General features: G+C 59.1%; 12 protein-coding genes. 6 read left to right on the forward strand and 6 right to left on the reverse strand.

Going from position 1 to position 11,827, the window contains the following annotated elements; translation table 11 throughout:
• Positions 1 to 53: 53 nt before the first annotated feature.
• Genes AC1MEA_RS12045 through AC1MEA_RS12055 form a run of 3 tightly spaced genes read left to right on the forward strand, consistent with a single transcriptional unit; the run spans position 54 to position 2,891 of the window.
• The gene (locus AC1MEA_RS12045; RefSeq protein WP_219062158.1) at positions 54 to 962 is read left to right on the forward strand and encodes an ABC transporter permease; all 909 of its coding nucleotides are present in this window, start codon (positions 54 to 56) and stop codon (positions 960 to 962) included.
• On the forward strand, positions 959 to 1,816 hold the full coding sequence (locus tag AC1MEA_RS12050; protein ID WP_219062157.1) for an ABC transporter permease: 858 nt from the start codon (positions 959 to 961) through the stop codon (positions 1,814 to 1,816). Before AC1MEA_RS12045 ends, AC1MEA_RS12050 begins: the two co-directional genes overlap by 4 nt.
• A 19-nt stretch (positions 1,817 to 1,835) precedes the next feature.
• A complete protein-coding gene (locus AC1MEA_RS12055; RefSeq protein ID WP_480917970.1) occupies positions 1,836 to 2,891 on the forward strand; it encodes an ABC transporter ATP-binding protein in 1,056 nt (351 codons plus the stop codon).
• Positions 2,892 to 2,919: 28 nt separating this feature from the next.
• Here the strand turns inward: AC1MEA_RS12055 and AC1MEA_RS12060 are convergent, their stop codons facing one another.
• Positions 2,920 to 3,849 carry an AraC family transcriptional regulator gene (locus tag AC1MEA_RS12060; RefSeq protein ID WP_480917971.1) on the reverse strand — a complete coding sequence of 310 codons (930 nt, stop codon included), beginning with the start codon at positions 3,847 to 3,849 and terminating at the stop codon, positions 2,920 to 2,922.
• 347 nt (positions 3,850 to 4,196) lie between these two features.
• On the opposite strand from AC1MEA_RS12060, the gene AC1MEA_RS12065 reads away from it, so the two are divergent.
• Together AC1MEA_RS12065 and AC1MEA_RS12070 are read left to right on the forward strand one after the other, a co-directional pair.
• Positions 4,197 to 4,568 carry a putative quinol monooxygenase gene (locus tag AC1MEA_RS12065; protein ID WP_480917972.1) on the forward strand — a complete coding sequence of 124 codons (372 nt, stop codon included), beginning with the start codon at positions 4,197 to 4,199 and terminating at the stop codon, positions 4,566 to 4,568.
• Between the two features lie 37 nt (positions 4,569 to 4,605).
• Positions 4,606 to 4,836, forward strand: a complete 231-nt coding sequence (locus AC1MEA_RS12070) for a hypothetical protein (protein ID WP_480917973.1) — start codon at positions 4,606 to 4,608, stop codon at positions 4,834 to 4,836.
• A gap of 6 nt (positions 4,837 to 4,842) precedes the next feature.
• Here the strand turns inward: AC1MEA_RS12070 and AC1MEA_RS12075 are convergent, their stop codons facing one another.
• The gene (locus AC1MEA_RS12075; protein WP_480917974.1) at positions 4,843 to 5,466 is read right to left on the reverse strand and encodes a flavin reductase family protein; all 624 of its coding nucleotides are present in this window, start codon (positions 5,464 to 5,466) and stop codon (positions 4,843 to 4,845) included.
• 135 nt (positions 5,467 to 5,601) lie between these two features.
• Complete coding sequence (locus tag AC1MEA_RS12080; protein ID WP_480917975.1) at positions 5,602 to 5,955, reverse strand: hypothetical protein; 354 nt, start codon at positions 5,953 to 5,955, stop codon at positions 5,602 to 5,604.
• A gap of 369 nt (positions 5,956 to 6,324) precedes the next feature.
• Here AC1MEA_RS12080 and AC1MEA_RS12085 point away from each other — a divergent pair, with 369 nt between their 5' ends.
• Positions 6,325 to 7,080, forward strand: a complete 756-nt coding sequence (locus AC1MEA_RS12085; RefSeq protein ID WP_219062150.1) for a COG4705 family protein — start codon at positions 6,325 to 6,327, stop codon at positions 7,078 to 7,080.
• A 122-nt stretch (positions 7,081 to 7,202) separates the two neighbouring features.
• On the opposite strand, the gene AC1MEA_RS12090 is transcribed toward AC1MEA_RS12085, so the two are convergent.
• The 3 genes from AC1MEA_RS12090 to AC1MEA_RS12100 form a co-directional block, all read right to left on the reverse strand.
• On the reverse strand, positions 7,203 to 8,525 hold the full coding sequence (locus tag AC1MEA_RS12090) for an MFS transporter (protein ID WP_219062149.1): 1,323 nt from the start codon (positions 8,523 to 8,525) through the stop codon (positions 7,203 to 7,205).
• Positions 8,526 to 8,703: 178 nt separating this feature from the next.
• Positions 8,704 to 10,041 (reverse strand): sigma-54-dependent transcriptional regulator, encoded by a 1,338-nt coding sequence (locus AC1MEA_RS12095; RefSeq protein WP_219062148.1) that lies wholly within the window; start codon positions 10,039 to 10,041, stop codon positions 8,704 to 8,706.
• A gap of 5 nt (positions 10,042 to 10,046) precedes the next feature.
• Positions 10,047 to 11,825 carry an ATP-binding protein gene (locus AC1MEA_RS12100; protein ID WP_480917976.1) on the reverse strand — a complete coding sequence of 593 codons (1,779 nt, stop codon included), beginning with the start codon at positions 11,823 to 11,825 and terminating at the stop codon, positions 10,047 to 10,049.
• Between the last annotated feature and the right edge of the window lie 2 nt (positions 11,826 to 11,827).

Raw genomic sequence — 11,827 nt, forward strand, 5'->3', positions numbered from 1 at the left:
GTAGGAGCGGGCTTGCCCGCGATGCTGAATCCATCTCCAACGAGATCATCGCCATGGAACACCCTCCTTTGATCAGCTCGGCCGCCGCGCCCCCGGTACGCCGGGCTAAAACGTTTTCCCCCACGGCACGCGCCTGGCTTTTCCTCTCGCCGTCGATGCTGTTTCTCGCCGTGCTGATTGCCGCCAGCCTCCTGGTGTTGCGCATGAGCGTCGGCACCAAGGGCGCCGAATGGACCGGCTTCAGCCTTGCCAGCTACGCACAACTGGCTGAGCCGTATTACCTGAAGTCATTACTGCTGACGTTGCGCCTGGCGTTGTTCAGTGCGGTGATCGCGGTGGTGCTGGCGATTCCGGTGGCGTACACCATGTCGCGCTTGCAGTCGCCATTGTTGCGTCGGGTGTTTCTCGCTGCCGTCCTCTTGCCGCTGCTGGTCAACCTGTTGCTGCAAAGCTACGGCTGGCTGGTGATTCTCGGCCCGGGCGGCATGCTCAATCAGGCGTTGATGGGGCTGGGCATCATCACCCGTCCGGTGATGATGCTCTACAACCAGAATGGCGTGCTGATGGGCCTGGTGCAAACCGCTTTCCCATTGGCGGTATTGCCGATTGCCAGCGCCATGCGTGGTGTTTCGCGCAGCTATGAGGAAGCCGCCGCCACTTTGGGCGCCAGCCGTTTTCAAGTGTTTCGCCAAGTGGTGTTGCCGATGAGCCTACCCGGCATCATCACCGGCGCCACGCTGGTGTTCGCCTACAACGCCAGCAGTTTCGTTGTGCCGTTACTGCTCGGCGGTCGGCGGGTGCCGATGCTGGCGGTGATGGTCCACGACCAGATCGCGCCCCTGATGAACTGGCCAGCAGCCTCAGCTGCCGGTGTGGTGTTGATTGTCACCACCCTGGCGATCATGACCCTCTCTGAATACATCACCGGCCGTCGCCGCCGTCTGCTGGAGGCTTCGCAATGAGCAGCCCCTCGAAAAGCCGCTTGCGCTTTCAACCGATCTTGCCCGGAGACACCGGCCGCTTGGCGGGTGTTCTCTCAGGCTTCATTCTGTTGCTGGCCGTGCTGCCGATTCTGACCATGATCGTCATGTCGTTCAGTGGTGCCTCGAACCTGGACTTTCCGCCCAGCAGCTACAGCCTGCAGTGGTACAAGGCCGCCTGGAATACCTTTGTTTCCCCCGATGCCAGTGATGTGTTGAGCCTTGGCAAAGCCATGACCACCAGCCTGTGGGTCGCGTGCCTGACCATGGTCCTGGCAACCCTGGTCGCGGTGCCTGCGTCCTACGCACTGACACGCTGCGAATTTCGCGGCAAGGGTGTGGCGCTGCAACTGATGTCGCTGCCGCTGGTGTTCCCCATGGTGGTGCTCGGCTTGGCGTTGCTGCTGATATTCGACAGCCTGCCGTTTCAGATGAACACCTCGCGGCTGGTTATTGCGCACGTGATTCTGGCGCTGCCGTTCGTGGTGAAAAACTGCACGGCGGCGATGATGTCAATCGGCAGCGAAGTCGAGGAGGCTGCGCAAATGCTCGGTGCCTCACCGTTGCGGGCCATTGTCGACGTGGTCGTCCCGTTGATGAAATCAGGGATTCTCGCCGGGATGCTGCTGGCGTTTATCGTCTCGTTCAACGAATTCACCGTGACCTACTTCCTCTACAACATTGACGTGATGACCGTGCCGATCTGGATGTACAGCCGCACCGTGTCTTCGCTGGACCCGACCGTCTTTTCGTTTGCCGTGCTGATCGTGCTGATCGACTTCGTCCTGATTTGGGCGTTGGAGAAGCTGGTCGGTGAAGGTGGCGTTTCGTTCTAATTTTTTGAGGTTTAGGTAAATGACCGGATTAATCCTGGAAAACGTCGAGAAATTCTACGGCTCGGCCTGCGCGGTAACGGACGTCAATCTGCACCTGCCCGAAGGCAAACTGGTGTGCTTTCTCGGCCCCTCCGGCTGCGGCAAGACCACCTTGTTGCGCATGATCGCGGGCCTGGAAACCTTGAGCAGCGGCGAGATTCGTCTTGATGGCGAGGACGTGAGCCATACCCCGGCGCACCAGCGCAATTTCGGCATGGTGTTCCAGTCGCTGGCGCTGTTTCCGCACATGACGGTGGGGGAAAACATCGCATACCCGTTGAAGCTGCGGGGCGTGAGCAAGGCCGATCAGCAAGCGCGGGTCAAAGAATTGCTCGAGTTGATCCAGTTGCAGCAAATGGTTGATCGGCCAGTGGCCAAGCTCTCGGGCGGTCAGCGTCAGCGCGTGGCCATTGCGCGGGCGATTGCATCGCACCCCAAGCTTTTGCTGCTGGATGAGCCCTTATCGGCACTCGATGCCAAGCTACGCGAGTCGATGCAGGTGGAGATCCGCCAGCTGCAACAACGGCTGAATATCACCACTATTCTGGTGACTCACGATCAGCGCGAAGCCATGACCATGGCCGACATCGTGGTGGTACTGGGGCAGAATCGTGTGCAGCAGGTCGGCACGCCAATTGAGATCTATCGCAACCCGGCCAACGAGTTCGTCGCCGACTTTATCGGCTCGGGCAATATCTTTCCTGCGACCGCACTCGGCAACGGGCGCGTCGGCTTGCCCGGCGGTGAAGCGCTGGACGTGCCGATCTGCGCGAGCATTGAAGCAGGTGCCAAGATCAAAATGTTGGTGCGCCCGGAGGATCTGCAACTGTCGTTGCCGCTGCCGACCGCCGGCAATCGTCTGTTGGGCACCGTGACCTTCGTTCGCGATATCGGCGCGACCATCGAAACCACTATCGACTGCGCCGGTGTTTCGCTGACCGCACTGAGTACCCCGTGCCAGGGCTTCGGTCTGAGCATCGGCAATCCGGTGTCGATCACTATTCCTGCCGAGGCCTGCCGGGTACTGACGGCCTGAACGTGTATGACTGACCGCTGGCGGCCGGTTAAACACGCTTGCGCAGCCGAGCCAGGTCGCGCAAGGGCGGCGCGCCAAACAGGCGGCTGTATTCGCGACTGAACTGCGAAGGGCTTTCATAGCCGACCCGATAACCGGCTGCCGAGGCGTCCAGCCCGTCGGCCAGCATCAACCGTCGGGCCTCCTGCAAACGCAGCTGCTTTTGGTACTGCAAGGGGCTCATGGCCGTCACCGACTTGAAGCGGTGGTGCAGCGTTGACACGCTGAGGTTCACTTCACGCGCCAGATCCTCGATCCGCAAGGGTTGCTCGTAGTTGCTGTTGAGCCATTTTATCGCCTGCGTGACGCGATGCGTCTGGCTGTTGGAGATCGCGATTTCATACAGCTGATAGCCCTGCTGACTCCGTAACAGGCGGTAAAGGATCTCGCGCTGAATTAGCGGCGCGAGCATGGCGATGTCTTTTGGGGTGGACAGCAAGCGTGTCAGACGCAGCACTGCATCAAGCAGTTGCGAATCAATGCGCTCGATATACAGCCCGCGTCCGGTCGGGCGGGTCGGTACGCTCATGGGGCCAGCTTCGGCGATCAGGGCATTGATGTGCGCGGGGTCGATGTCCAGACGCAGCGCCAGGTTCGGGTGCTCGGGCGTGGCATGCTGAATACGGCCACTGAGCGGCATCGCCACCGAGAGCACCAGATAATTCAGCGGGTCATAGGTGTAGCTTTCGTCACCCAGGCGCACGTCCTTGCTGCCTTGGGCGAGGATGCACAGGGCCGGTTGCACCAAGGTCGGAAACGATTGGACCGGATGATCGTAGCGAACCATGTACAGCGGCGCGATGGCAGTGGTGAAAATGCCGTCTTCAGGCGCAAAGCGTCGAATGATATCGGCCAGCTCGGCACGCTGCTTTTCCATATCATCGTCTACCTGAACGCTGGGGGGCTGACTCTGCAACATGCCTCTGATCCTCTGATGGTTCACCGATGAGCACAGCCTATTTTTGTGCAAACAAAAGCGCTACCTGGATTCTGCTCAATGCTTGCCTGATTCTGTCGGCATGTACGCAGAGAGGTAGCAACTCCCGCCTATCAAGGCCTGAACTTGCTTGATGCTCCGTTGCTCGACAGGCGCGAAATTGTCGCGCTCAGGGTCAGGTGCAACAGGCAGCAAACACCCTGATGCAGTAATAGGCAATAACCGGGCAGAAACCGGCTAACGGCAAATTCCCCTCCGGGCCTAATCTCTGGTGCTGTAGCGAGTTGCGCCGCGCCCCATAAAAGCTGTCCACCTCAGGAGTGCAGATCATGCCCAATCCAGGCCCCGTGAGTCACCTTGCCTTTGCCCGTGCCCGAACCGGATGCAGTGCACACCTGGGCGTGCGATTGAGTAGCCTGATAGACCCGACGTTGAAGGCTCCGGGCTGCCTGCACTTTGCGTTGCAGCAATCAATGTGCGACCCGGATTTGTGGTTGGTGTCCGGCCTATGGTCCAGCGAGCAGGCAATGAACGCTTATTTCTCGACACCTGAATTAAGCGTTTTCGCTGACCTGGTGCAGGAACTGGTGGTCAGCAGTCTGGATTTTCATACCTTTGCCACTGTGAGCGCGGCGCAGGCTAGCCAGATGCACAGTGTGGACACGACCATCGCCCTTCGGCCCGGCCTGCAAACGGTTTAGAATTGCCGCGTTTCCATCAACAGGCAGGATAAGCGGCATGGCACGTAAAGAATTCAAAGACGTCGAAGCGGTTTCCGCAGTCATGCCCGGTGAGGGCGGTTACGATGCGGCGATTGCCGTCAAAGCCCATGGTGCGGGTGGCGCGCCACGTTTTCATCGTGTGCTGGACGGGCAAAAATTCAAAACTGCGCATGAAGCCGACCAGGCCGCGACCGAGGTATTGGCCCGTCTGGTCGATGTCGATGTGGACGGCGAGTTGGTGTTTTAACCCGGTTTAAACGGTAGGCCGGTACATCTTGAACAGTGATTCAGGGCCCAGCTGGAAGTAATCGGCAGGGCCGCCTCCGCGCAAAATGGGCTCTGCGGCCGCAGTATCGTAGATGCCGTCTTTCAACAGCGACTTGGCAATATGCACCGCCACCACTTCGCCAAGAATCAGCCAGCTCGGCACCAACTCTCTGTTTGCGCGTTGCAACTGCACGATCTGCGTGACCTTGCATTCGAACGATACCGGCGTCTCCAGCACGCGCGGCACCTTGATGATGCGCGATGCCACGGTGGTCAGGTTCGCCAACTCAAATTCATCAGTCCCCGGCGGGACGGCTGCGCAGCTCTTGTTCATTGCTTCGGCCAATGGTCGGGTCGCCAGATTCCAGGCGAACTCACCCGTCTGCTCGATGTTATTCAGGCTGTCCTTACGACCGACACTGCAAAAGCCAATGATTGGCGGAATGTAGTTGAAGGCGTTGAAGAAACTGTAAGGCGCCAGGTTCAGATTGCCCTGAGCATCCTGAGATGAAATCCAGCCGATAGGACGCGGGCCGACGATGGCATTGAACGGGTCGTGGGGCAGGCGATGCCCTTGGGAAGGTTCGTAGAAATGTATATCGTCTGGCATGGCTGGATTCCTGATGACAACAGCTGCTTCGGGGAAGACTGCCATAGTGCAAGGCATCGACCAGCGTTTCCAGACTTTCATGCCGCGCAAAATTAAGCCCGGCATAAGCCGGGCTGGAAGGAGCAGTGTGAGCTGTTAGCTCACACGGTTTGCACCGACGTGATCAGCGCCATCAGCGGCGACACGGTTCGCACCGACGTGGTCAGCGCCATCAGCGGCGACGCGGTTTGCACCGACGTGGTCAGCGCCATCAGCGGCGACACGGTTTACACCGACGTGGTCAGCGCCATCAGCGGCGACGCGGTTTGCACCGACGTGATCAGCACCATCAGCAGCGACACGGTTTGCACCGACGTGGTCAGCACCGTCAGCAGCAACATGAGTAGCGCTAGTGTGAGCCGAACCATTTTCTGCAAAAGCGGGAAGAGCGAAAGCACTGCTGGCCAATACCGAGAACGCCAGGCCAAAGATAAATTTTGAAGTTTTCATGATGTTTGCTCTGCGATGTTCGTGGGTTGTAAGTTGCTATGGCGTGAATGTTACGCCGCTCGGTTTCATTAAGAAGTCATTAAGGATGCTAGAGACTATCGTTGAAATTGATAGTACAAAAAAACTCAATAAAATCATTGTATTGAGATGATAGTTGGCGTTTTTTTTCGGCTGCTTTCAGTGCGCTTCAGGCGCGATTTCTCGGCGACATCAGGCGGAAAACAGGCAGCGTTAGACTGAGCGTGGAATTATTATTCTGGCGGGGCGAAGTACGCATTTTTCATACCGTGATCACTTATTTTTCACCCGTGCAACAGTACAATTTGTGCCTTGTTTGGATGTCACTCCCTATAAAGGCTACTCAACTCCATGAATAAACTTCCTCAAATCACGCTCGCGTTTTGGGTCATGAAAATATGTGCAACCACCCTGGGGGAAACCGCTGGCGACCTGTTGTCGATGACGCTCAATGTCGGTTACGCCGTCAGTTCAATGATTTTGATCAGCGTTTTTTTGCTGACGTTGATCACGCAGTTGCGATCGAAAACCTATAACCCGGCGCTGTATTGGATCGTGATTCTGTCCACCAGTACTGCCGGCACAACCATGTCCGATTTCATGGACCGGACATTGGGGCTGGGGTATGCCTCCGGCTCGATGATCCTGATCGCCATATTGATAGCGATCTTTGCCGCCTGGCGTTTGAGCGGCGACTCGTTGAACGTCAACAAGATCCGGACATTTCGGGGCGAGATGTTCTATTGGATGGCCATCCTGTTCTCCAACACCCTGGGCACGGCGCTGGGTGATTTTCTGGCAGACGACTCAGGGTTGGGCTTTGCCGGGGGAGCTTTGTTGATTGGTTCGACCATCGCGTTGGTGGTGTTGCTCAAGTTCTATACAAAGCTCTCGTCCGTCCTGCTGTTCTGGGTCGCGTTTGTATTGACTCGTCCTTTTGGTGCAACGGTGGGGGACTTCCTCACCAAATCTCACGAAAAGGGTGGCCTGGATTTCGGCACCGTGGGCTCATCATTGGTATTGGCAGGCATTCTGCTGGCGATGATCGTGGCGGCGTCCGTCTATAAGAACCGGGATATGCGTCAGGTCTCTGCCGAGCCTTCATAACCTCCATAAAAAATCAGGCCTGGTATACGCGCGCAGAAACGCGCGCAGTAAAAAGGGGCGACCACTTCAAGTGGTCGCCCCTTTTTTTATTTCGTGTCCCGATCAAATATCGGCGTTCACCCTCAGTCGGCATCGATCCGTGAGTGCTTGCGGGTGTCCTTCATGAACACGTAGACCAGCAGCGAAACGGCAATGCAGGCGGTGACGTACCAGTAGTAGCCCGTCTCCATACCGATGCTTTTGAACCACAGCGCGATGTATTCAGCGGTGCCGCCGAAGACCGAAACGGTCAAGGCGTAAGGCAGGCCCACGCCCAGGGCGCGAATCTCGGTAGGAAACAGCTCGGCCTTCACCACGGCATTGATCGAGGTGTAGCCGCTGACAATAATCAGCGCCGCCATGATCAGGAAGAACGCGCCCCACCAGCTCTGGACGGTGTGCAGGGTGGTCAGGATCGGCACCGTGAACAGCGTACCCAGCACGCCGAACGCAATCAGGATCGGACGCCGACCGATTTTGTCCGACAGTGCACCGACCAGGGGCTGGATGCACATGAACAGAAACAGGGTCGCCGCAGAAACGGTGGTGGAGTCGGAGATGCTCATGCCGACGGTGTTCACCAGATACTTCTGCATGTAGGTGGTGTAGGTGTAGAAGGCCAAGGTGCCGCCCATGGTCAGGCCGACCACGGTCATCAGTTCCTTCGGATGACGCATCAAGGTGCGCATCAGGCTTTCTTTTGGCTTCTCTTTTTTCTTGGTGAACGACTCGGTCTCTTCCATCCCGCGCCGCAGGTACAGCGCGACCACCGCACACAGCGCACCAATCACGAACGGAATACGCCAGCCCCATGCATACAGCTGCTCAGTGGTCAGGGTTTGCTGAAGGATGATCAGTACCGCCAGCGCGATGAGCTGACCGGAGATCAGCGTGACGTACTGGAAGCTGGAGAAGAAGCCGCGACGCTCTTTAGTGGCCATCTCGCTCAGGTACGTCGCCGAAGTGCCGTACTCGCCACCCACTGACAAGCCCTGCAGCAGGCGGGCGAATATCAGCAGAATCGGTGCGCCGACGCCGATGATCTCGTAACTCGGGGTCAAGGCAATGATCAGCGAGCCGAAGCACATCAACAGCACGGATATCATCAGTGCGGCTTTGCGTCCCTTGCGGTCGGCGTAAATGCCCATCAGCCAGCCGCCGATCGGGCGCATCAAAAAGCCCACGGCGAAGATCGCAGCGGTGTTAAGCAGTTGTGCAGTGGTGTCGCCCTGAGGGAAGAACGATTTGGCGAAGTACAGTGAGAAAGCGGCGTAGACGTACCAGTCGTACCACTCGACCAGGTTGCCGACCGAACCGCTGAAAATCGATTTCAGGCGACTGCCTGTGGTTTTTTCTTTGGTCGACGCGTCAGCCGACCCTTTAGACAGGGAGTTGGGGATGTCCATCACGGATCCTTTAAGTCATTGTTTTTAGTGGAGCACGCGCACGCGCAGCCTGGCAGTCCTATAGCAGGAGCTGTGCCAGGCCTGTGATGGCCGTTCTAGAGGGGTTTTGGTGATTTTTTAGGCGGGAATCCGCTCATTGGCGTGATTCCCATGAGCGGAAAATTGCCGATAGAGCGGCTTATTCAGCGCCCTGCAGAAACATTTCCCGTTGCAGGCCGTGGCGCTGCATTTTCTCGTTGAGGGTACGGCGTGGCAGTTGCAGTTCGTGGAGGACGGCCTTGATGTCACCTTTGTGCCGGGTCAGGGCTGCGCGCAGGCAATGGGCTTCAAATGCTTCTTGCTGTGCGGCCAGTGACTGTCCCGATCCGATGACCGCAGGCTCGATCTGGCCCAGCCCGAGGACCTGACGCTCCGCCGCGTTGGCCAGTTCGCGGACATTGCCCGGCCAGTCATGGCTGAGCAGATGGCTCAATTGCGCGCCGCTCAATACCGGCGCCTTGCGGCCCAGGCGTTCGGCGGCGGTGCGGGCGAAATGGCCGAACAGCAGTGGAATGTCTTCGCGGCGCTCGCGCAACGGCGGCAAACGCAGTTCGGCGACGTTCAGGCGGTACGCCAGGTCTTCGCGAAAACGCCCGGCCCGTGCCTCTTCCAGCAGATCCGGTTTGGTCGCGGCGATAATCCGGATGTCGACGGAGATGCTCCGGTTAGAGCCCAGCCGTTCAAGGCGCTGCTCCTGAAGGACGCGCAGCAATTTGACCTGCTGGGCCAGCGGCATACTTTCAATTTCATCGAGAAACAACGTACCGCCGTCGGCGTACTCCAGCTTGCCAATGCGCTTGCCCTGCGCCCCCGTAAAGGCGCCGCTTTCGTGGCCGAACAATTCGGCTTCGAACAACTGCTCCGGGATCGCCGCGCAATTGAGCGCGACAAAGGGTTTGCCCGCCCGGGGGCCGAAGTCATGCAGGCAGCGCGCGACCAGCTCCTTGCCGCTGCCGGTTTCGCCGCGAATGACCACGTTGACGGGCAGTTGCGACAGCTCCAGCACTTGACGGCGCAGGGTGTGCAGACTGGGCGCAATGCCCAGCAGGGTTTCGTCCAGTTTGGCCTTGGCATCGGCCTGTTCATGCAGGCGTCGGTTTTCCAGGACCAACTGCCGCTTCTCCAGCGCCCGACGCAGGCTACTCATCAGCGTTTCCGGGCTGAAGGGTTTCTCCAGAAAGTCATAGGCGCCGTCGCGCATGGCATCCACCGCCATGGGCACATCGCCATGGCCGGTCAGCAGGATCACCGGCAAGTCCGGGTCGAAGCGTTGCAGGCGGGCCAGAAACTCCAGGCCGCTCATCCCTGGCATGCGTACATCGCTGAGGATCACGCCGGGGAAATGATCGGGGAGGGCGGCCAGGCAATCTTCAGCGCGGCTGTGCACCTGCACATTGAACCCGGACAGCGACAGCCATTGTTGTACCGCATCGCGGATGCTGGCTTCGTCATCGACCACAATTACAGAATTCAGCATGCAGATCAGGCCTCCGGGTCAGTGGGTAGAGTCAGTGTGAATCGCGCGCCGTCGTCATGATTGTCCACGCACAGCGTGCCGCCGGACTCATGGACGATGGCATAAGACACCGCCAGGCCCAGCCCCAACCCATCGCCCACTGGTTTGGTAGTGAAAAACGGATCGAAGACATTTGCCAGATGATCCTGGGCAATACCCCCTCCGCTGTCGGCCACGGTCAGGCGCCACTGCCTGGGCTTAGTGGAATCGTGTGGCGGCTGTTCAGCCTCAATCCGCACCTCCAGACGTTTGAGCGGTTTATCGCGCATGGCATCCAGTGCATTGCGCAGCAGGTTGATCAGCACCTGCTCCAGGCGAATCGCATCACCGCGCACGTACGCGGGCCGGGTCAGGTGCAAGACGCAACTGACGCGCTCATCGCGCAGCCGGGGTTCGAGCAACAGCAACGCCTGATCGACCACCGCCGCCAGATCCAGCTGTTCACGCAAGCCACTGGGGCTTTTGCGGGCAAAGGTTTTCAAATGCCCGGTCAGCGCCGCCATCCGCGTCAGTTGTTGATCCAGCGGGGTCAGGGCCTGATAGGCGTCGTCGATGCGGCCGTGATCGAGCAGCAGACGCAGGCTGGCCAGTTGCATGCGTTGGGCGGTGAGCGGCTGATTGATCTCGTGGGCCAGCGCTGCGGACATCTGCCCCAACGCCGCGAGCTTGGCTGACTGCACCAGCCCGTCCTGAGCGGTGCGCAGGTCGCGGGTGCGTTCTTCGACCAGTTGCTCCAGCTCTTCACGGTTGCGCTGATGCAAACGCGCCAAACGCCAGCGCTGATAAAGAAACAGGCTCAGAAACACCAACGTCAGCCAGGTGCCCGCCGCTGCCAGAGCTGCGTTGCGCATGTCTTCGGCCGCCACCTGCGGCTTGCGCAAAAGATGCAAGGTCCAGCCTTCGGCGGTGAGTGGCAAAGATTCCCACAGATAATCCACCGCACCGTCGGGGCCTTCGACCCGGGCGAGTTGACCGCTGTCGTCGAACGTGTGGATCACTTGGCGATGCAGGGCCGACAGCGGTTGTTTGTCGTACTGGCGGGTGGCGGCCAGTTCCGCGCGGTCACTGGCGGAAATCGGCTGCAACTCGCGATAACGCCAGCCGGGCTGATTGGCGATGAACACAATGCCCTTGGCGTCGCTGACCAGCAGCAGGTCGCTGCCTTGGCTCCATTCGTGTTCCAGCTCGGGAAACTCCAGTTTCACCACCATGGCCCCGAGAAATTCGCCCGCGTCGCTGGTGACGGCGTTCGATAAAAAATAACCGGGAATACCGCTGGTCACGCCAACCGCATAAAAGCGCCCCACGCCCTGGGCCCTGGTCTGCTGAAAGTAGGGGCGAAACGCGTAGTTATGGCCAACATAGCTGCTCGGTAACCGCCAGTTACTGGCGCCAACCGCTAAACCGTTGCGGTCGAGCAGCTCCAGGGTGGATGACTGCGCCGCGCTGTTGATCTGCTCCAGCTTGCGGTTCAACGTGTCCTGAGTCGTTGCGCTGACCGGTCCGCTTAAGGCCGAACGCAGTTCAGGGTCCAGCGCCAGCACAGCAGGCAGGGCGCGATAGCGTTCGATCAGGGTGTGCAGCGTATTGCCATACAACGCCAGTTGCCCATGGGCTCGCTCGGCATCGTCGGCCAGGGCGTGACGTTCGGTCTGCCGCATCGCCAGTCCGGCAGCCAACACCGCGCCCGCCAGGATCAGCAGCACATAAAGAGGCAGGCGAAAGGTGCGGGAGGTGAAAGGCATGG

This window comes from Pseudomonas sp. ASL8, from assembly GCF_056680355.1.

Excerpts from the sequence above, each read along its gene's own strand:
- AC1MEA_RS12045 (WP_219062158.1), top strand. The coding sequence starts at position 54 with ATGGAACACCCTCCTTTGATCAGCTCGGCCGCCGCGCCCCCGGTACGC.
- AC1MEA_RS12070 (WP_480917973.1), top strand. The coding sequence starts at position 4,606 with ATGGCACGTAAAGAATTCAAAGACGTCGAAGCGGTTTCCGCAGTCATG.
- AC1MEA_RS12075 (WP_480917974.1), bottom strand. The coding sequence starts at position 5,466 with ATGCCAGACGATATACATTTCTACGAACCTTCCCAAGGGCATCGCCTG.
- AC1MEA_RS12090 (WP_219062149.1), bottom strand. The coding sequence starts at position 8,525 with ATGGACATCCCCAACTCCCTGTCTAAAGGGTCGGCTGACGCGTCGACC.
- AC1MEA_RS12050 (WP_219062157.1), top strand. The coding sequence starts at position 959 with ATGAGCAGCCCCTCGAAAAGCCGCTTGCGCTTTCAACCGATCTTGCCC.
- AC1MEA_RS12055 (WP_480917970.1), top strand. The coding sequence starts at position 1,836 with ATGACCGGATTAATCCTGGAAAACGTCGAGAAATTCTACGGCTCGGCC.
- AC1MEA_RS12065 (WP_480917972.1), top strand. The coding sequence starts at position 4,197 with ATGCCCAATCCAGGCCCCGTGAGTCACCTTGCCTTTGCCCGTGCCCGA.
- AC1MEA_RS12080 (WP_480917975.1), bottom strand. The coding sequence starts at position 5,955 with ATGAAAACTTCAAAATTTATCTTTGGCCTGGCGTTCTCGGTATTGGCC.
- AC1MEA_RS12100 (WP_480917976.1), bottom strand. The coding sequence starts at position 11,825 with ATGCCTTTCACCTCCCGCACCTTTCGCCTGCCTCTTTATGTGCTGCTG.
- AC1MEA_RS12060 (WP_480917971.1), bottom strand. The coding sequence starts at position 3,849 with ATGTTGCAGAGTCAGCCCCCCAGCGTTCAGGTAGACGATGATATGGAA.
- AC1MEA_RS12085 (WP_219062150.1), top strand. The coding sequence starts at position 6,325 with ATGAATAAACTTCCTCAAATCACGCTCGCGTTTTGGGTCATGAAAATA.
- AC1MEA_RS12095 (WP_219062148.1), bottom strand. The coding sequence starts at position 10,041 with ATGCTGAATTCTGTAATTGTGGTCGATGACGAAGCCAGCATCCGCGAT.